Source organism: Bradyrhizobium sp. CCBAU 53340, assembly GCF_015291645.1.
Classification (GTDB): domain Bacteria; phylum Pseudomonadota; class Alphaproteobacteria; order Rhizobiales; family Xanthobacteraceae; genus Bradyrhizobium.
The window spans coordinates 1,503,439-1,529,041 of record NZ_CP030055.1 but is presented as its reverse complement, the minus strand read 5'-3'; the positions used below and the strand labels follow the sequence as shown (position 1 = coordinate 1,529,041).

Here is a 25,603-nt window from a genome sequence, read left to right as displayed (position 1 = left end):
AAATGAAAAGGCTCAGAGATAGTTGATGAGGCTGATCTTCTGGAGCTGGGAGGTGAGCGCGAGCGCCGTCTGGATCTGGGTCTGCAGTGCATTGACGCGTGTCGCCGCTTCCGCCGAATCGACCTTCTCCATGCCGACGATCTGATTGTTCAGGATGTCCTTCTGGGTCTTGAGCTTGTCGGTCGCGGTGGTGATCCGCTGCTGAACCGTGCCGACGTCGCCGCCGAGCGTCGCGAGGTCGGTGATCGCGCTGCCGACGAGGCCTATGGCCTTGTCCACCACGACCTGGAACGTCGATTGATTGAGGTTCGCGTTGCCGAGATCGGCCATCATGGTGTAGGCCTCGGCCAGCTTGCGGAAGCCGATCTGGTTGGCGCTCACTGACGTATCGGCAATCTCGGTCGTGGAGATGCGACTCTGCATGACCTGGTCGGTGGCCGACGACCAGTTGGCGTTCCAGGCCGGGCTTGTGAACTCCGCATCGAAGCTGGTGTTGAGGAACGTCTGCATCTGGGCCGGAGTAATGCTGCTCACGCTAGCCGAGGATTGCGAGAAGCCGAAAGTCGAAAGGAAATCACTATCGACCTGGTTCTTGCTGGCCGAGCCGGCTGTGTAAGCCGTGATCGGCTGGGTCTGCGTATTGATGCCCGAGAACAGGTACGAGCCGTTGTAGGAAATGTTCAGCGCGCCGATCAGATCCTGCAGGTTGGAGGACGCGGGCGGCAGGATGATCCGTCCGCCGCCGTCGGTGCTGCGGGCCGCGATCAGGTCCTTGAGAAAGTCCGTCGCGGTCGAGCTGAGCTGGGTGATGCGGTCCTGGGTCACGTCCAGGCGTCCCGCGACGAGCCCGTTGGTATCGACCAGCTGATCGGCGAAGCTCAGGTCCGCCCGCAGGGTGACGTCGCCGCCCGTCGTGGCTCCGAGTTCGAGGCCGACATCGGCGAAGCGGCCGGTGGTCGCCTCCGTCGACGCCTTGCTCAGCGCGGCCTGATTGTTCGTGATCGAGTACCTCAATGACGAGGACAGCATCAGGGTGGAAATGTAGTTTGCGCTCATCATGACTTAATTCCCCACGGCTGCCAGCAGGCTCTGCAACATCTGGTCGACGGTCGTGATGATCTTCGACGATGCCGAATAGGTGCGCTCGACCTGGAGCATCAATGACATCTCGTCGTCCATGTTGACGCCGTTGACGTTCGACAGCGCCGTCGTGCTGCGGGTGAGCAGCGTGTTCTGGTACTGCGAGTTGTCGTTGGCGGTCTTGCGTTGGTTCTCGATCCAGCTCGTCGACGACGACGCATAGTCGATCAGGCTGCCGTTCGGCTTGCCTTGCGTGGTCGCGTCGAACGGCTGCGACGCATCCATATTGCCGATGAGCTGCTGAAGCCGAACCGAATAGCCGCCGTTGCCGGCGGTATTGTATTTGTAGGCGACGTTGCCGCTGATCGCGCCGTCGCGCAGCAGATTTGGGTTGCCGCCCAGCTTCGGATCGACCGATGCAGCAACAGAAATTGTTCCGGCCAGTCCCACCGAGACCGTCGCGCTTGCCGGCATTGCCGGCGCGCCGGGGTAGGTGAAAAGCCCGGGAACGTCGGGCAGCGCCGCGCCCGATTGATCGCTTTCCTTGAAGGCATTGATCAGGCCGCGAGCGATTTCGTCGAGCTGACTCTGATAGGTGACCGTGTCGTTGTCGCGCAATTGGGCGAGACCGGCGAGCTTGCCGGACTTGATCGGCATCACCGAATTGGCGCCGGTCACGGGTACGCCGTCGATAAAGACCGCGTTACCCGAGATGCTCGCCGAGTAGGAGGTGGTCGGGGCGAAGCTCACCGTCCGCGCCGTCTTGTCGAACAACACCACGCCGCTGTCGGTGTAGAGCGCGGCATCGCCGTTGGTGCGGATCGACATCGTGACGCCGACCTCCTGGGACAGCTTCGAAACGATACTGTCGCGCTGGTCGAGATAATCGGTCACATCGTCGCCGGCGATCGTCCCCTTCACGATCGCCGTATTGACGGCCTGAAACTGGGAGAGCAGCTGGTTGATGTTCTGGACCGAGATATTGATGTCGGCATCCGCGCCCTCGCGGACCGACTGCACGGTCTGGGTTGCCTGGTTGAGCGCGGTCGCCATGTCCTTCGCGGACGTGACGGCTGCCTGCGCCAACGTGGTGTTGTCAGGCGCGTTGGCATATTGCTGCAACGCCTGCTTCAGCGCATTCAGCTGCGCCGTGGGCGACTGGTCGAGCTGCGGATCGTCCACCGTGGCAGAGGCGATCTTCTGAAGACCGTCATAGATCGCGCTCTGCGTGGCAGCAGCGGAGGTCGCGGTCAGGACGTTGCTGTAGAGGCCTGACGAAGCGGCCCGCTGGATCGCCGCCACATAGACGCCGGCACCGGGAAGATTGTCCAGCACGGCGATCTTGCGCGAATAGCCGGCTGTACTGGCTCCGGCGATGTTGCGCGAAATGGTCGACGACTGGATGCCCGACGCCATGAGCGAGGAGCGGGCGGAGTCGAGGGCCGAGGTAATGGACATGGCGTGCTCTTGAACGTTCTCTTGCCCGGAATCGGCGCTGAGAGACTCAGCGCTTCAGGTTGACAACGACGTCGAGTAGATCGGCGCCGGTCTGGAACGATTTCGAATTCGCGGTGAAGCCGCGCTGGGCCTCGATCATCGAGGTCAATTCGTTCGCGAGATCGACGTTGGAGTCTTCCAACGCGCCCGACTGAATGGTTCCGAGACCACCCTGGCCGGCGAGGCCCACCTGCACGTTTCCGGAATCCAGGTTTGGCGAATAGACGTTGCCAACCTCGGGCGTCAGATGGTCCGGGCTCGGCACTGTCGCGAGCGCGATCTGGAAGCTCGGCAACTGGGTGCCGTTCTTGAGCACCGCGGTGACCACGCCCTTGCTGTCGATGTTGACCTTGTCGACGGCGGACGGTGCATTGCCGTCGACGGTCGCCTTGAAGTCGAAGCTCGAGGCGACCTGCGTCATGGCCGACATGTCGATCTTGAACGTGCCAGATCCGCCGGGAATGGCGACCGTGAGCGACGTCGCGCTCGGCGGCGGACCCACAAGGTCCAGCTTGCCTTTTCCGGTCGAACTCACGTCGAACTTGAACGTGGTCGCGGCAGAGGGACCGCTCGTCAGCGCGGCTGCGCCGTTGTAGACCTCGATGTCCCAGGTGTTCGCGGCGGTCTTGGCGGCGTAGACGTCGAGCGTCACCGGATTGCCGATGTTGTCGTAGGTCACCATCGACGTCTTCGACGTGTAGTTTCCTGGACCAGCCGCCGCGGCGGGCGCAGCAACGATCGCGGCGCTCGGATCCAGATTGGCAGCAACGGTGGCCAAGGTCGACGGCGCGGCCTGCAACGCCATCTTGTTGACGTTGATCACCTGGAGGCCGCCGAAGCCGTTGGCAGCAACACTGGGTGCGGCGCCATTCTGGATGTTATAGCCCATCAACTGGAAGCCGGCGGTGTTGACGAGATTGCCGGTGCTGTCAGGCACGAACGAGCCGGCACGCGTGAGGAAGTTGTTGCCGTTGGCGTCCTGCACCACGAAGAAGCCGTTGCCCTGGACCGCAAGGTCCGTCGTCGAGGTCGTGAACTGGAGGTTACCGGGATCGGTGATGGCGTAGCGGACCGTGGTCTCGACCGCGCCGGAATCGTAATTGCCGGAGCCGCTCTTCAGGATCAGTGAGGAGAATTCCGTCGAAGCCCGCTTGTAGCCGACCGTGTTGACGTTCGCGATGTTGTCCGAGACCGTCGACAGCTTGTTGGATTGCGCATTCATCCCGGAAACGCCGGTGCGCATAACACCATACAGGCTCATGTAGTGGGCTCCTTTCGCAGATTGGAATTACAATGGGGGGTCTTGCTTGCGCGGGGCTGATGGTTCGCGGCGATACACAACTTCATGTCGTGCTTCGTCATTTCACGTCGTCTTCGGTTGGCAGAACGAGCGCGCCTTGTCGGTCCATGCGCCGAAGCCGCTGGAAACGAGATGCGCCACGATGTGGCAGACGTACCGCTTCTGCGCCGGTTGATTGCTGGGACCGGCATTGTAGCGCGCGACCGCCATGGTCCAGCTTCCCTCGCGCTGCTTCAGCTCTTTCAGGAAACGCGCGGCGTAGTCGACGTTCTTTGCCGGATCGAACATCGCGCGCACCGACGCGAACTTGTCGCCGTGGAAATAGTGGTTGATCTGCATGCAGCCGAGATCGATCAGCTTGATACCCTTGGCTCGCATCGCCTCGAAATTCGCCATCGCATCGTCCACGTCCTTGGCGAACACGGTCTGTCCTTCGGCGCCGAGCGCGTAAGGATAGAGTGCACCGCGCCGGCCGGTCTCGGTGAGGCCGACGGCATAGAGAATGCCGAGCGGAATTCCGTGCTGCTGCGAGGCGCGCGCCATCTCGCGCTCGCAGGGGCCCGTCGTGTCGGTCGTCGCCGCCGCGGCAGCGCCGGCACTACAGATAAACAGAGCCGCGACGAGTATGCGGCGCCACGTCCTGGTCATGGCGTGCCTCCTGGTTGGGCTGTTGTTCCTGCCGGGCTTGCCTAGTCCCGCCATCCGACTGACCGGACGACGTGCCGGCGCCGCCGAACGCGCCTTGAGATTGGGATGATTGCTGTTGCTGGCCGGAGAGCTGCGGCTGCGACTGGCCGGATCCGGACTGGAATCCGTCGAGCGAGCCGTGCTGCACCGGCGCAACGTCGGCTACGTAGCCTACCGACTGCATCAGGTCGCGGATCTGGTCGCGCTGCTGATCCAGCATCGTGCTGGTGTCCTTGCGCTCGGCGGCCAGCTGAACCGAGACCTCGTTTCCGACCAGACGAAGGCGCATGGTGACATTGCCGAGCGACGGCGGCTCGAGATTGACGGTGAGGATTTTGAGCGGCTGATCCGGAGAGTTGCTCGGGGCGCCCACGAGGTCGGTCGCGGTGGATGCAGTCGGCGCGGCTGAGCTCTTGAGCTCGGATACCACGGCGTTCGCGACTTGCTGGGTCGCGCTGAACTGCGCAACGGGAGGCAGATGCGTTTCCTGCTGAAGCACCGTGACCTTGATCGTTTCCGGCAGCGCGTCCCGGCCCGCGGCCTTGGCCGCGCGCTCGACATTCGCCGTGACGACTTCGAAGCCGGGTGTGACGGGCATGGCCTTCGGCTGAACGTCACTTCCCTGCGGCATAGCCTGGGCTATCGCCGCGCCCTGCACGGCCGGAGGCTGCGGGCGCGGACCCGATGCATCGGTCGCTGAACGCGCGACGGTCGACTGCGGAGCGGCGGATCGCGCGGCATCTGCCGTCGCGGTGCTTGCCACGCTTTGGACGTTACGCTTTGTTGCCATCGGCCGCTCGTCACGAGCCGACATCTCCTTGTCGCTTGACGGCTGCGGCGCCTGCAACGACATGGCAGGCGCGGCGGCGAGCTCCTGACCCACGACCGTCGGAACGCTCAATCTGATCGGGACATCCGCTTTCGCGGATTGGTCGACCGGGTCCTTGCCCGACGACCTGGTCTCCTCGGCGCGCTCCCGCACCGACTCATCCTTCGTTGCGCGCTCGCTCAGCGGAGCCAGGCGGGGGCGCACCGAAGCGGCCTTCGCAGTCGTGTCGGCGCCCTGATCGTCCAATGCCCGCTTCGCCATGTTCGAGACGGTGTGGAGCAGATCGTGGAACGAGGAATCGTCGACGGTTTTCCCGCCCGTCGTTGCCGCGCCCTTTGTCGAGCGAGACACCCCGCGCGTCAGGCTTTCGGCCAGGCCTGAGAAAAGCTGTCCGGTGGTTCCACTCAGTTTGGTCATGGACGACGATCCTTGGTGAGCGGCTCCAGTTCGTCGAGCTGCGTCTTTGCCCGCGCGAGCATTGCGTCGGACGACGCAAGATCGATCCGCGCCGGCGTGGGCGGAGGCTTATCGGTCGGCGCGCCGGCGATCGGCTTGCGGACGTCGAGCGCGAGCTGGAGGGTTGCGTTGAGGAGCTGGACGTCGCGTTCCGACAGCTTCGAGCGGTCGAGCGCCTTCAACTCGGCCAAGCCGCCGTCATACTCGTCGGTCAGTGCACGAGACGCACCACGATACAAATGGGCGCGCTCGCGATCCGCCGTGGCATCGGCGCTGAGCGTCAGAGCCCGCTCGCCTGCGAGCCTGACGACGGTGAGCTTGCCACGGATCAGTGCGCCGCGCGCGATCACCAGATAGAGCTTGAGGCGGCTGGCGCGATCGACCTGTTCCAGCAGCGCCGCGATCCGCGCAAAGCGGCGATCATCCAGCGCCAGGCTCGATTGCGTCAGGCCCGTGGAAAAGCGCTGCCAGAAATCACCGGCATAGATCGAACTGCGGTAGTGGCGGATATAGGCCAGCGTCAGGAACTCGAACTTGTCGAAATCCTCGGCTTGCCCGACCAGCAGGACCTCGCGGCGCAGCGCCGCCTCTTCGACGAGCGTGCCAGGCAGCAGCAGGCGCGCGTCATCGAGGCGCTCGATCGCGAACGATGACTCGGAGCGTGCGAACAGCGCGCCCTGGACCAGCGCGACCTGCCCGCCCATGCCGGACGAAATTGTGCGCGGCTTGATGTCCTTGAGCAGGTCTCTCGCCTCGTCCTGCCGTCCCTCGACGTAAGCGAGCGCACCATCGAACAGCTTGGCGTCGACATTGATCTTGTCGCGCGGCAGCTTGCGGACGATCTGCGGAGCACCCCCTGATAGCAGATAGATCACAACCGCCTGGCCATTCTGCGGATTGCTCCACACGCCGGGATCGGCGGCGAGAAACTTCTCGCCGATCTGCCGGATCAGCGCGATATGGCTGCCATGCGCCGCGGTGTCGCCACTGGCGATGCCATCCTGCACCGCCTGCAATGCCCGGACGAGCTCATACGGTTCGCCGGACGGCGGCGCAGCTTCAGCAGATGCGCGTGTCGCCGCAAGCGAAAGCACCATCAGCAGCGCGGCGCGGAGGAGCGGCCTGATCAAGGGCGTTTCTCCCGGATCAGGATCTCGATCCGCCGATTTTGCGGTGCCGCCGGATCGTTGGGCAGTTTCGGTCGGCGGTCGGCATAGCCTTCGACATGCTCGATCCGCAGCGCATCGATGCCGGAGCGCACCAGCATGTAGTAGGCCATTTGCGCGCGCGCCGTAGACAGCCGCCAATTGTCGTAGGCGTCCGATTTGTAGGGACGATTGTCAGTGTGACCGCGCACGATGATCATGCCGCGGCGCTTCGCGAGCAGCGGGCCGATCTTGTCGATGACGCGGACGAGCTCCGGTCGCGGCTCGGCGGAGCCGACCGCGAACATGCCGAAGCTCGCATCGTCGGTCAGGCTGACCAGCAGACCCTCTTCGACCTGACGAACTTCAGCCACCGGTCCGGCGCCGGCCTTGATATCCGACAGGGCATCGGCAATCGCAGACTGAAGCTGCTTGATGGTCGGCTGCTGGGTCTGGGCCGCATCGCGCGGCTCGGATTCCTTCGGAGCATCGGCGGGACGCGCCTGAAGCGCGGCACTGGCCTGAAGGTTGGCCTGCGTATTCGGCTGGACGCTGTTGTCGCGCGCAGACGATGATGGCGCCGGTCCCGGCGGCAACAGCGGCGACAAGCTCGTGGACGACGCCGGGGCGTCGGGGGCGACGCTGCCGCCCGTGTCATCGGTCGTGCCGCGGCGCGGGTCGCCCTGATTGGTAGCGGCTGGGTTGTCGCGCGCGGATGCATTCGGCTTCGGCTCGCCGTCCATGATCCGGTCGGCTTCCTTCGAGGCCTCGGGCGCGAGCTTCCAATAGCCGGGATCGAACGGATCACGATAGGCATCGCCACCCTTGAGGCCGTCTTCTTCCGCAGACGTCAGCGCACCGGCGCGCCGCTGACCCGAGGCCTGGTTGGAGCTGGCTGCAATTTCGGCGAGCGTCGCGTAGGGATCGCGAAACAGAACCTTCTCCTCATAGAACGGCGGCTTCTCGGCCGTCGGCGAGTCGCCGCGGCGCTCCTCGTTCGGCCCCGCGGGCTGCCGCTTGCCGTCCTGGCCGTCGAACGTCGTCGGCTCCTTCTTGGTGAGATCCTTCAGGCCTTTCGGCGCGGGCGCGTTCTCCGCAAGCTTGATCGGGTTGAAGTAGCTCGCGACCACCTGCTTCTGGTCCTGGTTGAGGGCGTTGAGCAGCCACATCACCAGGAAGAACGCCATCATCGCGGTCATGAAGTCCGCGTAGGCAATCTTCCAGACGCCGCCATGCGCCTTCTCGTCCTCGAAGGCGCCTCGCCTGCGGATGATGACGAGCTCGTGCTTGACCTCTTCCATGGCGCGATTACCGACGCGCTTCTTTCAGCCGGTCCATCCAGGTCGAGATCTGCGTCTCGATCGCCGTCTGATCGGCAAGGACACGAACCTCGACGGTGTCGGCGGACTGGTATTCGACGCCGGTGCGGCCGGCGAGATTGAGTTGCGTCCTGACGAGATCGATGAGCTCGCTCGGGCCGGTGACACGGAACGCCGGCACCGGAGAATTGGAGGTCAACGCCGAGATCTGCTCGACCAGGGATCCGATCGCCTTGTCGCGAACCGCCTCGGCGAGGAACGGCAGCAGGATCCGGGCCACGGAGCTGGCGATGTTGCTCTCGATCTCGCGGCAGGCGGCATCAAAGCCGTTGACGATCGCGACCGCCTGCTGGTCGGACCATTTGGCCCGCTCTTCGCCGAGCCGGATCGCGCTGCGAACCCGCTCCTCGGCAAGCTTGGCCTCGCCTTCCGCGAGACCTGCGGTATGGCCGCGCCGATAGGCGTCTTCGAGGAGATTGACGGGGGCCGCCTCCTGTGCGGGCGGCGGCTGAAGTTGCGGCTGCGCTTGGGCCGGACGCTCCTGACGCTGCGCTTGAGGTTGCGGCTGCGATTGGGGCTCGCGCCGGATTTCCTTCCTTGCCAGAACGTCCTGAATCTTCGGCGGCGGGGGTGGAGGTGACTTGGCCCGGCCGTTGGCGTCGAATTGCGTCAGGAGTTTTCCGATTGCCGCGTTCATGCCGCCTCCTCGCGTCGCATCCAGTCTTTAAGGATTGCTGCCGCCTGCATCTGATCGAGGCGAACGATCTGCTCCAGCCGCTTCTGCGGCGTCCGCTGCATCTTGCCTTCGAGGTCCTCGACGAGGTTGAGCTCGGGGTCCTCGCTCTCGGCCAGGGCAAGAGCCGAGACAGCTTCGAGCTCGGCGGCCTCCGCCGCTTCGGTCTGCTCCTGCGCCGCACGATGGGTCAGGATGCCGTTGACCGCAGGTCGAAGCCCGAACCAGACCAGCATCGAGGCGACGGCCAGGATCGTCACCGCGTTGATGACGCTGCCGAGCTGTTTGTTCATCATCTCGACGAAGCTGATCGGCGGCACCGGCGCGAGATCGCGCGAGCCCTCGACGAAGTCGACCGCGGTCACCTGGATCTGGTCGCCGCGCGCCTTGTCCAGCCCGCCGGCGGTGGCTGCGAGCTGGCTGATTTCGGCGAGCTTGCTGTCGACGATGGCCTGATTGGTCTTGTCGCCGAGATCGGCGATGAGCCGCGCGCGATTGACCAGCACGGCGATGAACAGCTTCTTGACCGTGTAACCGTCGCTCACCGTCGTCGTGGTCTTGGACGAGACCTCGAAATTGGTGACGTCCTCGCGGCGCGTCTTGTCTTCGCTGGAATTCTTGGTGCCGCCGGCATTGACCTGCTGATCCGGCAGGTTCTGCTGCACGGTGGTCGGCGTCGAGCGGTCGGCGTTCGATGACTTCTCGTTTTCGCGGACATTGCGGACGGAGCGCTCGGCGCGGGCTTCCGGATCGTAGACGGTCTCGTTGATCTGGCGCTTGTCGGTCGAGAGCTGCGGCGCCACGCTGACCTCGAAATTGTCCAGGCCCAGATAGGGCGTCAGCGCCTTGCGGATATTCTCCTGCACCATGCCGCCGACGGTCTTCTGAAGGTTCGCCATCTTGGTCGGCGCGGCGCTGGCTTCGTCCTCCTCGGCCAGCAGCATCGAGCCGTCGGCATCGAGCACGGTGACCTTGTCGCGCGTCATGCCGGGAATGGCGGCCGCGACGAGATGGCGGATCGATTGCGCCGTGCGCGCCTCGATCGCACCATCGGTGCGCAGCACGACCGACGCCGAGGGCGGCTGCTGCGTCGAGCGGAACGAGCCACGCACCGGCATTACGATGTGCACCCGCGCTGCCTTGACGCCCTTCATCAGCTGAACGGTGCGCGCGATCTCGCCCTCGAGGGCGCGAAGCTTGGTGACTTCCTGCATGAAGGAGGTCAGCCCAAGCGATCCGATCTTGTCGAACAGCTCGTAGCCGGAATTGGCGCTGGTCGGCAGCCCCTTCTCGGCCAGCAGCATCCGGGCCTGACTCGTCTGGCTCGGACGAACGGAAACGGCGTCACCGGCCGCATTGATGTCGAAGGCGATGTTCTGCTCGCGCAGCGCCGCGCCGATGCGCGTGACGTCCTCACGGGTCAGGCCGGTATAGAGGGATTCGAATTCCGGCCGGCTCAGATAATAGGCGCCCCCGACCACGGTGACGAGAACGGCGAAGCCGATCAATCCCAAGGCCATCAGACGTCGCGGCCCAAGTTCCAGCAGATTGTTGAGCAGCTGCTGTAGCTGCGCGCGACTGAGCATATGACCTCGTACCAATGCGAATGGTGAGGACACTCCGCTGCCAACCTTGTCTGAAGGTTGCGCGAAAATGCGAATGCGTCGCTTCGCGGTCGAGGCGTTGCAATTTTACAAGTACTCGGAGTGACGCCGACAATGCGACAACGACGGGCGGACGATCGAACGCGCAAGCGCGCGATCGGCTACAAACAGCTTGCACGAGGTCTGGCGTCGGAAAATCGATGGCGGGCGCATCATGTGCCGTGACGTCCGCCGATCACGGCGGGACCGTGCTCCCCGGGGGAAGCACGGTCTGCTCGAAGCCGAAGGCCTACTTGAACAGCGAGAGGATGCTCTGGCTGTTCTGGTTGGCGATCGAGAGCGCCTGGACGCCGAGCTGTTGCTGGGTCTGCAGCGCCTGCAGGCGGGTCGATTCCGCGTTCATGTCGGCGTCGACGAGCTGGCCCACGCCGCGGGACACCGAATCCATCAGGGTCTTGACGAAGTCGGTGTTGGTCGCGAGGCGGTTCTTGACGGCGCCGAGGTCGGCGGCGGCCGAAGCTACCGAGTTGATCGCCGCAGTGACCTGTGTGATGTAACCATCCAGCGTGGTCTGGTCAGCTGCCGAGTCAGTCAGCGTGCTGATGCTGATCGTATCGACCGAGGCACCGCCGCTCACCTTGTCCAGAATGCCGCTGGTAGACGAGGTGTAAAGCGAATAGTTCGAGATCGTCAGCGTGATGGAGCCGATGGTGGGCGTGCCACCGACGCGCGAGAACGACGACACCAGGTCGAAGGTCGCGGGCGTGGCCGTCGTCGTGCTCAGCCAGTTCACGCCGTTGAAGGTCGCGGCCGCGGCGGTGCCCTTCATCTGCTGCTGGATCTGGGTGATGTCGGCCTGGATCTTGGTGCGGTCGATACCCGCGGTCTTGGCTTCGACCAGCAGCGACTGCAGCTTGGTGAGGCCGCCGGTGCTGTCGCCCACAACCGCGGTGAGAGCGGTATATTCGGTGTCGACGGTCGCAGCCGACAGACCGAGCGAGTCGGAGACGGCGGAGAGTGCGGCGTTGTCGGCGCGCATCGAGGTTGCTATCGACCAGTAAGCAGCGTTGTCCGATGCGGTAGCGACGCGTTGGCCGGTCGAGATCCGGTTTTCCGTGGTCTGCAGGCTCGAGCTGACGTTGCGCAGGGTCTGCAGCGCGGTCATCGCTGCGGAATTGGTGAGAAGGCTAGAACTCATGTTTGACGTCCCCTTGAAAACGAATTGAAATTTTGGGACATACCGGGCTTGCACCGGTACGACAGGGCGGCATCATGCCTTTGAGCTGCGGAAATACGCGCTCAACCTGACGTAACGGCGGCGATAGCACGCGAAGTTTGCGCGAAGCTTGTGGCTCTGTGACCGCACGACAGGCGGGTGAGCCAGTCCGGGGCGCTGAGCCGAGAACTTGGCGCGACAATTCACGCCGAAACGAAAAGAGCCGCGCTTCGCGAGAAGCGCGGCTCCCTCAGATCGTTTTCAAGCCTAGCGGAACAGCGAGAGGATGCTCTGGCTGTTCTGGTTGGCGATCGAGAGCGCCTGAACACCGAGCTGCTGCTGGGTTTGCAGCGCCTGAAGGCGGGTGGATTCCGCGTTCATGTCGGCGTCGACGAGCTGACCGACACCGCGGTTCACCGAATCCATCAGGGTCTTGACGAAGTCGGTGTTGGTCGCAATGCGGTTCTTGACGGCGCCGAGATCGGCGGCGGCCGAAGCCACCGAGTTGATCGCGGTCGTGACCTGCTGAATGTAGCCATCCAGCGTGGTCTGGTCGGCCGCCGAGTCGGTCAGCGTGCTGATGCTGATCGTGTCGACCGATGCACCGCCGCTCACCGTGTCCAGGATGCCGCTGGTGGACGAGGTATAGAGCGAGTAGTTCGAGATCGTCAGCGTGATCGAGCCGATGGTCGGCGTGCCGCCGACGCGCGAGAACGACGACACCAGGTCGAAGGTCGCGGGCGTGGCCGTCGTCGTGCTCAGCCAGTTCACGCCGTTGAAGGTCGCCGCATTGGCGGTGCCCTTCATCTGCTGCTGGATCTGGGTGATGTCGGCCTGGATCTTGGTGCGGTCGATGCCGGCGGTCTTGGCTTCGACCAGCAGCGCCTGCAGCTTGGTCAGGCCGCCGGTGCTGTCGCCGACGACCGCGGTGAGAGCAGTGTATTCGGTGTCGACGGTCGCAGCCGACAGACCGAGCGAGTCGGAGACGGCGGAGAGCGCGGCGTTGTCGGCGCGCATCGAAGTTGCGATCGACCAGTAGGCAGCGTTATCCGACGCGGTGGCGACGCGCTGGCCGGTCGAGATGCGGTTTTCCGTGGTCTGCAGGCTGGAGCTGACGTTGCGCAGCGTCTGCAGCGCGGTCATAGCGGCGGAGTTAGTGAGAAGGCTAGAACCCATTTTGATGTCCCTTTGAAGATCGAGTTGTTTGGGGACATACCGGACTTGCACCGGTACGACAGGGCGGCGTCATGCCTTTGGGCTGCGGATATCCGGTTAGGGCCCAACCTGTCGTACGGCGATCGTAGCGCTCGAAGCTTGTGCGAGGCTTGTGGCTCTGTGTCCCCGCCGCAACAGGGAAACCAAAGTTGCTGCGAGCGCAGGACGGGGCATCAAACGAAAGGGCCGCGCTTTGCGAGAAGCGCGGCCCCCTCAGATTGTCGCCAGACTTAGCGGAACAGCGACAGGATGCTCTGGCTGCTGCTGTTGGCGATCGAGAGCGCCTGCACGCCGAGCTGCTGCTGGACCTGGAGGGCCGACAGACGAGTCGACTCCTGGTTCATGTCGGCGTCGACGAGCTGGCCGATACCGCGGCTCACCGAGTCCATCAGCGACTTCACGAAGTCCGTGTTGGTCGAGATACGGTTCTTGACGGCGCCGAGGTTCGCGGCGGCCGAAGCCACCGAGTTGATCGCACCGGTGACCTGCGCGATGTAACCATCGAGCGTGGTCTGGTCGGCTGCCGAGTCGGTCAGCGTAGAGATGTCGATCGTGTTGACCGACGCACCGCCGCTCACCTTGTCCAGGATACCGCTGGTGGACGAGGTATAGAGCGAGTAGTTGGCAACGGTCAGGGTGATGGCGCCGGTGGTCGGCGTGCCGCCGACGCGGGAGTACGACGACACAAGGTCAACCGTCGTCGGGGTGGCCGTCGTCGTGCTGAGCCAGTTCACGCCGTTGAAGGTCGCCGCGGACGCGGTCGCCTGCATCTGCTGCTGGATCTGGGTGACGTCCGCCTGGATCTTGGTTCGGTCGATACCTGCGGTCTTGGCTTCGACCAGCAGCGACTGCAGCTTGGTCAGACCACCGTTGCTGTCACCGACAACCGAGGTCAGAGCGGTGTATTCAGTGTCGACGGTCGCGGCCGACAGACCGAGCGAGTCGGAGACGGCGGAGAGCGCGGCGTTGTCAGCGCGCATCGAGGTTGCGATCGACCAATAGGCGGCGTTGTCCGACGCGGTCGAGACGCGCTGGCCGGTCGAGATGCGGGTCTGCGTGGTAGCGAGTTGCGAGCTCACAGACCGCAAGGTCTGGAGGGCGGTCATTGCGGTCGAGTTCGTAAGCAGGCTTGACATTGCGAATGTCCCTTTATGTACGCGTTACATTTTCACGAGGGGACATACCGGGCTTTCACCGGTACGGAGGGGCGGCATCATGCCTTTGGACTGATGTGGGTAGGGTCCAACCCGCCGTGCCGCATTGCTAGCACGTCGAATCTTGCTTCCGGATTAAGACGGAATTGAGTTCTTCAACAAAATCATATGGTTAATGTTACGGCTTGCTAACCTTAACCAACCGTTAGGTCGATGATCGCGCTTTACGAGAACGAGCGGACCAGCCCGGAGGCAAGCAGATTCCAGCCGTCGATCAGCACGAAGAACAGCACCTTGAACGGCAGCGCGAGGATCGAGGGCGGCATCATCATCATGCCCATCGACATGGTCAGCGTCGCCACGATCATGTCGATGACGAGGAACGGCAGGATGATGAGGAATCCGATTTCGAACGAACGCCGGAGCTCGGAGATCATGAAGGCCGGGATGATGATGCGCATGTCGATACGCTTGTCGTCGAGCTTCTTGCGGAAGCTTTCCGCAGCAAGCGACTCGAACGTTTGCAGATCCTTGTCGCGGACATGCGCCAGCATGAACTCTCGAAACGGATCGCTGATCTTCAGATAGGCCTCTTCCTCCGAGATCTCGTTCTTCATCAGCGGCTGCACGCCGGTTTCCCAGGCGCGATCGAAGGTCGGGGCCATGACGTAGAAGGTCATGAACAGTGCGAGGCTGATCAGCACCAGGTTCGGAGGCGTCGTCTGCAGACCGAGGCCGGCGCGAAGAAAAGACAGCGCGACGGCGAAGCGGGTGAAGCTCGTCACCATGATGAGCAGCCCCGGCGCGACGGACAGCACCGTCAGCAGCGCCATCAGCTGAATGATGCGGCCGCTGGTCGAGCCGTTGCCCGGCGGCAGCAGCGAATTGAGGTCCGGGATCTGGGCGAACGCCACTTCGGGCAGCACGACCAACAGCAACGCGAGCAGCAGGACTCTCAATTTCACTGGATCACCAACGTCTCAATGATCAATTCGCGGACCTTGCCGGACGAGCGGATGCTGGCGCGTTCGGACAGGTCGTCGCGCAGATGCTGAAGCCCGCGCGTCCCTTCGAACTGCGTGACCGAGGCTGAACGCAAGTAGGTGACGATGTCCTCGCTGATATGGGCGGCGAGGATGCCGGCATCCTCGTCGCTCATGCTGTCGATCACCATGGAGGCCTCGACCCGGGCCCAGTTGTTGGCCGGCGCCGCGAGATTGGTCACGATCGGCGACAGCTTCCGAAGCCGGGCGCTGCCGGTATAGCTCGACGCAATCGGCGGCGGGGTAGCGCCCTTCTTCGCGTCGGCGACGCGTTCGGCTGCGGCGAACAGGTGCAAGCCCGCAAGCGCACCCGCCCCGATCGCGACCAGGGTCAGCACGACGATGGCGGCAATCAGGCGCATGACGCCCCCTGCTCCCGCGACGCGCGAGCTTCAGAACGGTGCCACGGCATCATAGATCCGATGTCCCCATCCAGGCTGCTGCACGTCAGACAGATTTCCCCGACCGCCATACGACACGCGCGCCTCGGCGATCTTCTCGTAGGAGATCGTGTTGCCGCGCGAGATGTCGCGTGGACGTACGATGCCGCCGACATTGAGCACGCGCATCTCGGTATTGACCTTGAATTCCTGTGAACCGCTGATCATCATGTTTCCGTTCGGCAACACGTCGGTGACGACGGCGGCGATCGAAAGTTTGATGTCCTCTGCGCGATCGATCTGGCCGTTGCCCTTGATCTGGCTGTTGGTCGAGAGGTTGGCGTTGGCCTGGCCGGCGTCGCTCCATCCGGCGACGTTCATCAGCCAGTCGAGCCCGAACTTGATCTGCGAATCGCGCGAGCGATCGGTCTTGTTGTCGAGCTTTGCCTTGTCCTGCATCGAGATGATCACCGTCACGACGTCACCGGTGCGACAGGCGCGCGGGTCGCGGTAGAGATCGGTGCCGTCGTCCCAGGTCGACCGATAGCTCACGGGGGTTCGGACGCGCGGCGTCACGGGAATCGGAGCGGCCTGCGATCTCAGGCCGCTACCGACCGGCGACACCTGCGGGCCGGTCAGGATCTCGGCCGGGTCATGGGAGCATCCGGCAAGAAGCACGAGCGACAGGATGAGGATCGGCTGCTTCATCTACTTGGTCTTTCCGTCGTCTACGCGACGCATTCCGCCGAGCAGATCGGCGAGATGGGCCGCACGCGACGTCTCCATCTCATTGAAGATCGCGCTGGAACTCCTCGGGCTGAGCTTTGCAAGCACCGCAGCGGCGGTCTCATCGGCCATGCCGGCGATCTGGGTCGCGGCCGCGTCCGGCTTCATGCGCGAATAGATCTCGACGACGCTCGCCTCGGCCTTCTTCAGGAAATCGTCGCGAAGCGCCATCCATTTCTCATATTCGGCCCGCTTGGCCTCGACTTCGGCGATCCGATCGCGCAGCTGGCTCTCGGCCTTTTCCAATTCTTTCAGCTGCCAGGCGAGCCTGGCATCGACGGCGGGGTCGGCCACGTTGCTACAGAACAGCGCGACTTCGTTGTCCGCAGGCGCGCCCCCCTGAGCCGGCGCCGGCTTCGGCGGGGCGGTCACGCTGCCGGGCTTCGCCGGACGCGGCGGCACAGGTGCGGGTGCCGGCGGAGGCGCAGCCGACGTCGGCACCGCACCGGTCGTCGCGGGGCCAGGCTCTTCGGCCACCCAGGCCGTCGCTCGTATGTTTTCGCTTGATGCCGGTGCCGTCGATCCGTGCGGTTTCTGCGGCCCAGGCGCACGCGCGCGGGCGAAGGAAAGCAAATTGAGCGGCTTTGACGGCTTCGGCTCGTCCAGCGCCAGCACGGGCGAGCCGCTCGCGAGCGCGAACAACGCGGCCAGGAGTAGAAGTTGCGCTTTGTGATCCAGCTTCAGCATCGGGCCGCGTACGATTCTCGGTCGAGACCAGAGCATTGAGCGACCAAGCTTGCACGACGCTTATGCATCATTGCACGATGACTTCGGCCTGCAGCGCGCCGGCCGTCTTGATCGCCTGGAGGATCGCGATGATGCCTGATGGCTTCAGTCCGATCTGATTGAGCCCTCGCACCAGGCGCTGGAGATCGACGCCGCTCAGGATCGCCACCTGCGAGCCGGCCTCGTTGGCCTCGACCACGGTCTGCGGCACGACGACCGTCTGGCCTTGCGAGAACGGCGCCGGCTGCGACACCACGGGCAATTCGGTGACGCGGACCGTCAGATTTCCGTGTGTGACGGCAACGGTCGAGATCCGCACGTCGCGTCCGATCACCACCGTGCCGGTGCGTTCATTGATCACCACCCGCGCCGGCGTGTCGGGCTCGACGGTCAGTTCGCCGATCTCGGCGAGAAATCGCACCGGCCCGACATAGCGCGGCTTCGACAGCACTATCGTCCGGTAGTCGCGCTCGAAGGCGATCTGGGCGCGATAGCGCCCGCCGGCATAGCGATTGACGGCGTCGAGGATTCGCGTCGCGGTAACGAAGTCGGGGTTTTTCAGCTCCAGCACCAGATATTCCATCTCATGGAGACTTCCCTGCACCTCGCGCTCGACCAGCGCACCGTTCGGAATGCGACCCGCCGTCGGCGTTCCCTGGCTGAGGTTCTGGGCCTGGCCCCCAACGCTGTAACCGGCGACCGTGACGGCGCCCTGCGCCACCGCGTAGACCGCACCGTCGGCGGCGCGTAGCGACGTCATCACCAGCGTGCCACCGAGCAGTGACGTCGCATCTCCGAGCGACGACACCGTCACGTCCATCCGTTCGCCCGGCCCGATCGACGGCAGCAGGTCCGCAGTCACCATCACGGCCGCGACGTTGCGCGTGCGCAGAGTGGTCGGCCGCGCCGGATTGGTTGTACTGGTCGTCTCGTTCCGGACATTGATGCCCATGTTTTCGAGCATCGACTGGAGCGACTGTTCCGTGAACGGCGCGTTGCGCAGGGTGTCGCCGGTGCCATTGAGGCCGATGACGAGACCGTAGCCCACGATCTGGTTTTCGCGCAGGCCCTTGATATCAGCGATGTCCTTGATGCGGACCGCGGCCTGAGCACTGGCGGCGGAAACAATCAGGGCGAGCGCAAGCAGGAATCTGGTCATGACCCGTCCGCGACCTTGACGGTGCCGTCCGGCTGGACAATGGCCCGGATGATCACGCCCGTGTCGGTGTTCCGCACGGTGATGAGGGAGCCTGGCGCGCCCGATTGCATCGCGGCGCCGTAGGTCACGATCGACAGACCCGAATCCTCGACCACGACCTTGACCGTGGCGCCACGGGCGATGGTCCAGGGATCCTCCACCGAATTGGTCGGGATCGGTTGCCCCGGCAGCAGCGCCCGCCGCGCCATGCGTCCGACCAAGACCTGACGCCCTTCGACGAACAGGGCGACGCCGAGCACGTTCGGCGCGAAAGAGCGCTCGGTGATCATGTCGTCCTTGATCAGCTCGCCGGCGCGAATCGCGACCGCCGGCACAGGAAGTCGTCGCTCGTCCGCCACGGCGAGCCGCGCGGAGACGAGAACCAGCAGCGCAGCGGCCAAGCCGCGCGCGATCAGGCTCACCCTGTTCAACATCGACACACCGGGACTAGCGACTGAGATTCTTCGATACCGTCTGCGCCATTTCATCCGACGCCTGGATGACCTTGGCATTCATCTCGTAAGCTCGCTGCGCCGAGATCAACTCGGTGATCTCCTTGACGGGATCGACGTTCGAGGCCTCGAGATAATGCTGGTTGATCTTGCCGTAGCCGGCATCGCCGGGCAGGCCGACGACCGGCGTGCCTGAGGCGGTGGTCTCGCGATACAGATTGCTGCCCAGCGGCTCGAGGCCCGCTTCATTGGCGAAATTGGCAAGGTTCAGCTGGCCGATCTGCCGCGGATTGACTTCCGTGTCCAGCTTGGCGAACACCTGACCGGTCTGGTTGACAGTGACCTGCACCGTTCCCTGCGGGACCGTGATGTTGGGGTCCAGCAAGTAGCCGTCCATCGTCACCAGTTGGCCGTTGGCATTGGTGTTGAACGAGCCGGCGCGGGTGTATTGCACCTCGTTGTTGGGACCAAGCACCTGGAACCAGCCGCGGCCGTTGATCGCCAAGTCATAAGGGTTGCCGGTCTGGGTGAGCGCGCCCTGAATGTGCAGCTTGCGGATCGCGGCGGACTTGACGCCGAGGCCGAGATTGGCGCCTTCCGGGATCGGCGAGGAGCCGTTGACATTCGAGACGCCCTGCATGCGGTCCATCTGGTAGAACAGATCGGTGAATTCCGCACGCGCGCGCTTGAACGACGTCGTGTTGATGTTGGCGATGTTGTTCGCGATGACTTCGATGTTGGTCTGCTGGGCATTCATGCCCGTCGCGGCAATGGCGAGCGATTTCACTTAAGGTCACTCCCTCGGATCAAATCGACATGCGAACGACTTCTTGATAGGCCTGCACGACCTTGTCGCGGACCGCGACCGCCGTCTGCAGGGCCTGCTCGGCTGACATCAGCGCTTCGACGACCTTGCGCGTCGATTCCTTGCCCTGCATTGCCGAGATCGACGCCGCCTCGCCGGCCTTCAACGTTCCGATCGCGTCCGTGGTCACCTGCTTCATCACGGAATCGAAGCCAAGATCGTCGGTGGACTGGACCGCGGACGTCGCCGTCGGTGCAATCGACTGTGTTTCGGTCGCACGGGACGCCGCCTGTCCCGCGGTGATCGCGGTGGATGAAATCGCCTCAAGCATTGTCAGCCCCTCAGCAGATCGATGGTCATACCGAGCATCGACCGCACCTGCTTCACGACCTGAAGATTGGCTTCATAGGAGCGATTGACTTCCCGCATGTCCGCCATCTCGATCATCATGTTGACGTTGGGCATCTTGACATAGCCGGCCTTGTCCGCGGCGGGATGGCCCGGATCGTACTCGACACGATACGGCGTGGTGTCGACCCCGATCTCCTTGACCTTCGCCAGCTGGGTACCCGAGGCACGATCCAATGCGGCATCGAAGGTGATCGTCTTGCGCTGATAAGGATTCGCACCCGCAGTGCGTCCGGTCGAGCTTGCGTTCGCGAGATTCTCCGAGACGACGCGCATGCGGGTCGATTGCGCTTCGAGCCCGGAACTTGCGACCGTCAATGAAGCCGATAGAGCGTCCAGCATGTTAGTTCACCTCAGGTCTTCGCACTGCTCAGGATCATGCGGTTGAACGAGCGCACGATCGCCGAATTCATCGAATAGTCGCGGTTGACGTCGCTGCCCTTGATCATCTCCTGCTCGAGGCTGACCGAGTTCCCGGAGTGGACGACGTCCCAGCTGTCCTTCTTTGCGGTCGCGCGCGTATCGGTTTCGGCCGGAGACAGCTGCATATGCGCGGGCGACGTCGTCGCAAGTCTGACCGGCATTCCATCGAGCACCCTGTTGAAGGGCTCCACGTCGCGCGCCTTGAATCCTGGCGTATTGGCATTGGCGACGTTGGTGGCGATGGTCGACTGACGAAGCTCCAGCCAGCGCGCTTGCGACGATGCGAGTTCGAAGAGATAAAGCGGTCCCACGACGGCCCCATTATGGTTCATTGGAAAGGACCGTAGGGCGTTAAGCTTTCGTCAAGCTGTTGCGCGAAGCACCATCCTCGGAAATCTACTGGACCTTCTCGGGCCGAGGCGACTGCTTCGACTGCAAGAAGTAGATAATCTCGGCGACAGGACGGAAGAACTCGGCCGGAATCACCTGGTCGACCTGCACCGCCTCGTAGAGCGCGCGGGCGAGCGCCTTGTTTTCGATCACCGGAATCTTGTTCTGCTCGGCGACCTCGCGGATTTTCAGCGCAACCAGATCCATGCCCTTGGCGACCACGAGCGGAGCCGGATTCTCCTCGCGCTGATAGCGCAGCGCGATCGCGAAATGCGTCGGATTGGCGATCACCAGCGTCGCCCGTGCGGCGGAAGCGATCATGCGCTGGCGCGAACGGTCGCGCGCCAGCGACCGCAGGCGCGCCTTGACCAGGGGATCGCCCTCGGCCTGCTTGTGCTCGTCCTTGATCTCCTGCTTGGTCATGCGCAGCTCACGCCGCCAGTGGAAGCGCGCCCAGGCAAGATCGATTGCGACCAGCACAATCGTCGCGATGCAGATTGCCGACACGATCCGCATCGCGATGGTGAGGATCATCTCCGGCAGCGCGACCGGATCGGTATACATCGCCTCGAATGCCCTCGCTTCCGACGATCGCAGCACGAAGCAGACGACTGACGTCACCGAGGCGAGCTTGAACAGCGATTTGGCGAACTCCACGAGACCCTGCGTTCCGAAGATGCGGCTCCAGCCGCTGGCCGGCGAGATGCGGGAGAAATCCGGCATGATGCGGTCCAACACGAGCCGCGGCGCATTTTGCAACAGCGAGGCTGCGAGCCCGAACACCGCCAGGATCACGACGAGGGGGACCAGGAACCGCAAGGCTTCGAGGCCCACGACGGTGAGAAGGTTCTGCGCGTCCGCCGCGGTCCTGAGGCGAAAGCCACCGGGATCGTCGAGGAAGCCCATCAATGTCGGCGTCAGCTGCTGCACGCCCTGCCCGATCAGGAACGCCTGAATCACCATCAGCGCCGCCATGGACGCGAACATCGACGCCTCCCGAGAGACCGGAATCTTGCCCTGTTCGAGCGCATCGCGGACTTTCTTCTCGGTCGGCTCTTCTGTTTTGCTCTCCTGGTCGGATGTCTCTGCCATGCCCGTTCAGCGGTCAGCGGAAGACCAGCTCATCCTCCTGGTCGGGGTTGAGCTCGATTTCACCCTTCTCGGCGAGGTCGAGTGCGAGATCGGTGATCACGCGGCGCGCCTCCAGCACGTCGCGCTGGTTCGAAGGCTCGCCGATCGCGAGCTCGTGTTCGACGACGCGACGGACGCGCGAGGCGACCGAGGACAGGATCAGCTCGCGGAATTGCCTGTCGGTCCCCTTCAGCGCCACGACGATGCGATCGGTCGGCACCTGATCGAAGATCATGGTGCGCGCCTTCGGCGTCAGGTTGACGACGTCGTCGAAGGTGAACAGCAGCTCCTTCAGCACTTCGGCCGACTTCGGCCGCTTCTCCGACAGGCTCTTCAGCATGTCCTCGATATGGCCGCGCTCCATCTTGTTGATGATGTCGGCGACACGGGCGTAGGTATCGGCGCCGAGGTTGCGGGCGAAGTTGAGCGTCAGGTCCTCGTGCAGCGTCTTCTCGAGAACCTTCATCGCGTCGTCGACGATCGGCTTGAGGCTGAGCACGCGCCGCATCAGCTCGTTGCGCAGGCTCGAGGGCAGCTGGCTCATCACCTTGGCCGCGCAGGACGGCTTGACCTTGGACAGGATCAGCGCCGCCGTCTGCGGATGCTCCTTCGAGAGGTAGGTCGCCAGCGAGTTTTCCGACACCGACGAGACGCGATCCCACACCGACCGGCTTGAATTGCCAAGCAAGTCCGACATGATCGCCGTGACCTGGTCGGCAGGCAGCACGTCGCCCAGCACCGCCTCGAGGCCGCCGATGGTTCCGAGGATATTCGCGCCCATCGAGAACTGCTGGGCAAACTCCTCGACGATCCCTTCCAGTTCCTGCGCCGTGATCGGCCGCAGCTCGGCCGCGGCCTTGGTGACGATGCGGATATCCTGGGGCTCGAACTGCGCAAGCACGCTCGCGGCGGCCTGACGGCCCATCGCCAGCAGGAGCGCTGCGACCTTTTCTGTTCCGCCCAGCGCGGCAACGCCTCGCTGCTTGACGGGAGCGACGCCGACCTGTGCCGCCATGGTCAGGAATCACCCTGCCCCAGCGGTCCGACGATCTCGGTGAGCGAGACACCGAAGCGCGAATTGTCCTCTTCCACGACGACGACTTCGCCGCGAGCAACGACGCGGCCGTTGACCACGACATCCACGGGCTCGCCAACCCGGTGATCGAGCGGAACCACGGCGCCGCGGCCGAGCTTCATCAAATTCGCAACCGGAATCGTCGCCGATCCCAGCACCACCTGCATGGTGACGGGAATGCGCAGGATGGCATCGACATTGGCGAACTTGCCGGTTTCTTCCGCGGTGCGCGCAGCGATCTCGGCCAGCCGCTCCAGCGGAGAGGTCTCGGCATCGTCGGATGCGGTTGCAGACTCGTAGTCGAAGGATTGCGCCATTTGGTATCGCCTCTTGGTATTTCCGCCCCCGGAGCGCCGCAACGTTCCGGTCTGTCTCTTCAGCCGGCCCGGCTCTAATGCTTGTTGGCCTCGGCACCATTCGCGGTCGCAGCAGCCTGGAGCCCGCTGCGCGCATCGAGTGCGGCAATCGCTTCATGGGCCTGGTCGATCTTCGCGCTCAGCACGTTGGCGAGCCGACCCAGATTTGCAGTGGAATCGTGCGCCGCCGTGATCACCGTGTCGAACGCGCCCGCGGTCTCGTGGACGATGGTCGAGAACTCGCCCTGATAGCTGCGCAGCCGCGCCAGCTCGCGGTGCATCCGGGTCACCCGCATGCTGGTGAAGGCGAGCGCGATCAGCAGCACCGCATCAACGAGATAGGATATCATCGACGAACTCCCGCTTCTGATCGACGGGATCTGCCACCTGCATGGCGTAGTAGCCATCGAGCTGGCCGATCTGACACCAGAACAGCACCTGGTTGTTGCTCTCGAGCCGCGCCAGCGTGCGCGGCGTGGCCTCGAGCTCCAGGACCTGCCCCACCTTGAACTTCACGACGTCATCGAGGGTTATCATCTTCTCGTCGAGCACTGCGCTCAACGTCACCTCGGTGCGATGGACCTCGCTCTCCATCTGCTCGCGCCAGCGCGGATCGGCAGCGCCGCCTTCGCTGACGACGACGTGAGTAAGCTTCTGCCGAAGCGGATTGAGCGCAGAGTGCGGAATGATCAGGAACATCTGCCCGCCGCGATAGAGCGCCTGCAACATGATGTTGGCACAGATCGACATGTTGCCGCTGCGCCCGATCGCCAGCGATGCCATGGCGGTCTCGACCCGCTCGACCCGGAAGGTGACGTTGGACGTGCCGACGAAGGCGGTCTGAAGTGCCTTGGCGAAACGCTCGAACAGCGCCTGGACCAGGCGGATCTCGATGTTCGAGAACGCGCGCTCGACGTCGAGCGGCGGCTCGGCGCCGTCGGAGCCGAACATCGCCTCCACCATGGTGAACACGAAGTCCCGGTCGAGCACGATGATGACGCGGGAGTCCCACTGCTCGGCATAGAGCACGGCGGCGACCGCGTTGCCCTCGTAGTCCTTGATGATGTCGCCGACGCGGTCGTTGGTGATGCCGTTGACCGAGAAGTAGCAGGGCGTGCCAGCCAACGGCTGCAGGCTGTCCGTGCACGATGCTGCCATGCGATCGAAGATCACATTGAGCATCGGCATGCGTTCGATCGAAATGCCGGCGGCGTCCAGCAGATAGTTCGGCAACTGCTTCCGCTGATCGACCTCGACGTCTTCCATCGTCATGCGCGTGCAGCCTTGGGTTCAGCATCGGTCACGACGACCTTAGGACCCGCGATCGTCTCGTTCTCGACGACGTCGATCGACGGCCGCTCGCCGCTCGCGATCATCTTGCGGCCGTGCTCGACGGCGATCTGCGGCATGGCGCCGTTCATGAACGCCAGCAGCGTCTGCTTGACGATGATGTAGGGCCGGCACTTCTTCTCGCGCGTCATCTTGATCTTCAGCGCGAAGGGCGAAATGATGCCGTAGGACAGGAAGATGCCGGCGAAAGTGCCGACCAGCGCCGCGCCGATGAAGCCGCCCAGCAGCTTCGGCGACTGATCGAGCGCGCCCATGGCCTTGATGACACCGAGCACGGCGGCGACGATACCGAGCGCCGGCAGCGCCTCGGACACCGTCACCAGCGCATGGTAGGGCGTCAGCTTGCTCTTCACGATGGTATGGATCTCCTCATCCATCAGCGCCTCGATCTCGTGCGTGCGCGCATTGCCCATGATGATGAGGCGGACATAGTCGCAGATGAACTGGAGCAGCGCCGGATCCCCGAGCACGCTCGGAAACGCCTTGAAAATCTCCGAGGACGAGGGATCGTCGATATGCGCCTCGACCTCGTTGCGGCCCTTGCCGCGCAGCTCGCGCATCAGGGCGTGAAGCGCACCAAGCAGATCGAGATAATAGCGCTCTCCCGGCACCGCGCCGGTGATGGCCTGCATGCACGCAACCCCGGTATCCACGACCGTTTTCCACGGATTGGCCACGATGAAGGTGCCGACCGCGGTGCCCATGATGATCACGAATTCCCACGGCTGCATCAGGACGGCCAGGTGCCCGCCCATGGCGGCAAATCCGCCGAGCAGCGCCACTACCGTGATGAAAACCCCCACGAAACTGAGCAACCCGCCACTCCATCGCCGATCCCACCGGGA

The 25,603-nt window shown here is 63.8% G+C and carries 28 protein-coding genes; all 28 read right to left on the bottom strand.

The annotated features are described in order from the left end of the window. Positions 1 to 12: 12 nt before the first annotated feature. The 28 genes from XH89_RS07195 to motA all read right to left on the bottom strand — a co-directional run bounded on the left by XH89_RS07195 (position 13) and on the right by motA (position 25,573). Complete coding sequence (locus XH89_RS07195) at positions 13 to 1,059, bottom strand: flagellar hook-associated family protein (RefSeq protein WP_194466404.1); 1,047 nt, start codon at positions 1,057 to 1,059, stop codon at positions 13 to 15. Between the two features lie 3 nt (positions 1,060 to 1,062). Beyond that, the gene (gene flgK, locus XH89_RS07190) at positions 1,063 to 2,538 is read right to left on the bottom strand and encodes a flagellar hook-associated protein FlgK (protein ID WP_194466403.1); all 1,476 of its coding nucleotides are present in this window, start codon (positions 2,536 to 2,538) and stop codon (positions 1,063 to 1,065) included. A 46-nt stretch (positions 2,539 to 2,584) separates the two neighbouring features. Then, on the bottom strand, positions 2,585 to 3,838 hold the full coding sequence (locus XH89_RS07185; protein WP_194466402.1) for a flagellar hook protein FlgE: 1,254 nt from the start codon (positions 3,836 to 3,838) through the stop codon (positions 2,585 to 2,587). A gap of 102 nt (positions 3,839 to 3,940) precedes the next feature. Further along, positions 3,941 to 4,525: a lytic transglycosylase domain-containing protein gene (locus XH89_RS07180; RefSeq protein ID WP_194466401.1), complete on the bottom strand. Its 585-nt coding sequence runs from the start codon at positions 4,523 to 4,525 to the stop codon at positions 3,941 to 3,943. Continuing rightward, a complete protein-coding gene (locus tag XH89_RS07175) occupies positions 4,476 to 5,810 on the bottom strand; it encodes a flagellar hook-length control protein FliK (RefSeq protein WP_194466400.1) in 1,335 nt (444 codons plus the stop codon). The genes XH89_RS07180 and XH89_RS07175 overlap by 50 nt, the downstream gene beginning before the upstream one ends. Further along, positions 5,807 to 6,979: a chemotaxis protein gene (locus XH89_RS07170; protein WP_194466399.1), complete on the bottom strand. Its 1,173-nt coding sequence runs from the start codon at positions 6,977 to 6,979 to the stop codon at positions 5,807 to 5,809. The genes XH89_RS07175 and XH89_RS07170 overlap by 4 nt, the downstream gene beginning before the upstream one ends. Then, positions 6,976 to 8,295, bottom strand: coding sequence for a MotB family protein (locus XH89_RS07165; RefSeq protein WP_194466398.1), 1,320 nt, complete (start codon positions 8,293 to 8,295; stop codon positions 6,976 to 6,978). The genes XH89_RS07170 and XH89_RS07165 overlap by 4 nt, the downstream gene beginning before the upstream one ends. Before the next feature lie 7 nt (positions 8,296 to 8,302). Next, positions 8,303 to 9,010 (bottom strand): hypothetical protein, encoded by a 708-nt coding sequence (locus tag XH89_RS07160; protein WP_194466397.1) that lies wholly within the window; start codon positions 9,008 to 9,010, stop codon positions 8,303 to 8,305. After that, the gene (fliF, locus tag XH89_RS07155) at positions 9,007 to 10,632 is read right to left on the bottom strand and encodes a flagellar basal-body MS-ring/collar protein FliF (protein ID WP_194466396.1); all 1,626 of its coding nucleotides are present in this window, start codon (positions 10,630 to 10,632) and stop codon (positions 9,007 to 9,009) included. Before fliF ends, XH89_RS07160 begins: the two co-directional genes overlap by 4 nt. 307 nt (positions 10,633 to 10,939) lie before the next feature. Next, positions 10,940 to 11,848, bottom strand: coding sequence for a flagellin (locus XH89_RS07150; RefSeq protein WP_194466395.1), 909 nt, complete (start codon positions 11,846 to 11,848; stop codon positions 10,940 to 10,942). A gap of 285 nt (positions 11,849 to 12,133) precedes the next feature. Further along, positions 12,134 to 13,042, bottom strand: coding sequence for a flagellin (locus XH89_RS07145; protein ID WP_194466394.1), 909 nt, complete (start codon positions 13,040 to 13,042; stop codon positions 12,134 to 12,136). A 269-nt stretch (positions 13,043 to 13,311) separates the two neighbouring features. Further along, the gene (locus tag XH89_RS07140) at positions 13,312 to 14,217 is read right to left on the bottom strand and encodes a flagellin (RefSeq protein WP_194466393.1); all 906 of its coding nucleotides are present in this window, start codon (positions 14,215 to 14,217) and stop codon (positions 13,312 to 13,314) included. A gap of 242 nt (positions 14,218 to 14,459) precedes the next feature. After that, entirely contained in the window at positions 14,460 to 15,200 is a 741-nt protein-coding gene (fliP, locus tag XH89_RS07135) for a flagellar type III secretion system pore protein FliP (protein WP_194466392.1), read from the bottom strand. Next, positions 15,197 to 15,640, bottom strand: coding sequence for a flagellar basal body-associated protein FliL (gene fliL, locus XH89_RS07130; protein WP_194466391.1), 444 nt, complete (start codon positions 15,638 to 15,640; stop codon positions 15,197 to 15,199). The genes fliP and fliL overlap by 4 nt, the downstream gene beginning before the upstream one ends. 30 nt (positions 15,641 to 15,670) lie before the next feature. Continuing rightward, complete coding sequence (gene flgH / locus XH89_RS07125; RefSeq protein ID WP_194466390.1) at positions 15,671 to 16,366, bottom strand: flagellar basal body L-ring protein FlgH; 696 nt, start codon at positions 16,364 to 16,366, stop codon at positions 15,671 to 15,673. Beyond that, positions 16,367 to 17,131: a MotE family protein gene (locus XH89_RS07120; protein WP_194466389.1), complete on the bottom strand. Its 765-nt coding sequence runs from the start codon at positions 17,129 to 17,131 to the stop codon at positions 16,367 to 16,369. It abuts the gene before it with no gap. Between the two features lie 67 nt (positions 17,132 to 17,198). Continuing rightward, positions 17,199 to 18,329 carry a flagellar basal body P-ring protein FlgI gene (gene flgI / locus XH89_RS07115; RefSeq protein WP_194466388.1) on the bottom strand — a complete coding sequence of 377 codons (1,131 nt, stop codon included), beginning with the start codon at positions 18,327 to 18,329 and terminating at the stop codon, positions 17,199 to 17,201. Beyond that, positions 18,326 to 18,802 (bottom strand): flagellar basal body P-ring formation chaperone FlgA, encoded by a 477-nt coding sequence (gene flgA, locus XH89_RS07110; protein ID WP_246767757.1) that lies wholly within the window; start codon positions 18,800 to 18,802, stop codon positions 18,326 to 18,328. The genes flgI and flgA overlap by 4 nt, the downstream gene beginning before the upstream one ends. Positions 18,803 to 18,815: 13 nt before the next feature. Then, a complete protein-coding gene (gene flgG / locus XH89_RS07105; protein ID WP_194466386.1) occupies positions 18,816 to 19,607 on the bottom strand; it encodes a flagellar basal-body rod protein FlgG in 792 nt (263 codons plus the stop codon). 19 nt (positions 19,608 to 19,626) lie between these two features. Next, positions 19,627 to 19,956, bottom strand: coding sequence for a flagellar hook-basal body complex protein FliE (locus tag XH89_RS07100; RefSeq protein WP_194466385.1), 330 nt, complete (start codon positions 19,954 to 19,956; stop codon positions 19,627 to 19,629). Positions 19,957 to 19,958: 2 nt separating this feature from the next. Next, positions 19,959 to 20,375, bottom strand: coding sequence for a flagellar basal body rod protein FlgC (gene flgC, locus XH89_RS07095; RefSeq protein WP_194466384.1), 417 nt, complete (start codon positions 20,373 to 20,375; stop codon positions 19,959 to 19,961). 11 nt (positions 20,376 to 20,386) lie between these two features. Then, positions 20,387 to 20,788, bottom strand: a complete 402-nt coding sequence (gene flgB / locus XH89_RS07090) for a flagellar basal body rod protein FlgB (protein ID WP_194466383.1) — start codon at positions 20,786 to 20,788, stop codon at positions 20,387 to 20,389. 64 nt (positions 20,789 to 20,852) lie between these two features. Further along, entirely contained in the window at positions 20,853 to 21,938 is a 1,086-nt protein-coding gene (gene flhB / locus XH89_RS07085; RefSeq protein ID WP_194466382.1) for a flagellar biosynthesis protein FlhB, read from the bottom strand. Between the two features lie 13 nt (positions 21,939 to 21,951). Next, entirely contained in the window at positions 21,952 to 22,992 is a 1,041-nt protein-coding gene (locus XH89_RS07080; protein ID WP_194466381.1) for a flagellar motor switch protein FliG, read from the bottom strand. 2 nt (positions 22,993 to 22,994) lie between these two features. Beyond that, positions 22,995 to 23,369 carry a flagellar motor switch protein FliN gene (gene fliN / locus XH89_RS07075; protein WP_027535981.1) on the bottom strand — a complete coding sequence of 125 codons (375 nt, stop codon included), beginning with the start codon at positions 23,367 to 23,369 and terminating at the stop codon, positions 22,995 to 22,997. 74 nt (positions 23,370 to 23,443) lie between these two features. After that, positions 23,444 to 23,758 carry a hypothetical protein gene (locus XH89_RS07070; protein ID WP_194466380.1) on the bottom strand — a complete coding sequence of 105 codons (315 nt, stop codon included), beginning with the start codon at positions 23,756 to 23,758 and terminating at the stop codon, positions 23,444 to 23,446. Further along, positions 23,739 to 24,680: a flagellar motor switch protein FliM gene (locus XH89_RS07065; RefSeq protein WP_194466379.1), complete on the bottom strand. Its 942-nt coding sequence runs from the start codon at positions 24,678 to 24,680 to the stop codon at positions 23,739 to 23,741. The genes XH89_RS07070 and XH89_RS07065 overlap by 20 nt, the downstream gene beginning before the upstream one ends. Then, positions 24,677 to 25,573 (bottom strand): flagellar motor stator protein MotA, encoded by an 897-nt coding sequence (gene motA, locus XH89_RS07060; RefSeq protein ID WP_194466378.1) that lies wholly within the window; start codon positions 25,571 to 25,573, stop codon positions 24,677 to 24,679. The genes XH89_RS07065 and motA overlap by 4 nt, the downstream gene beginning before the upstream one ends. Between the last annotated feature and the right edge of the window lie 30 nt (positions 25,574 to 25,603).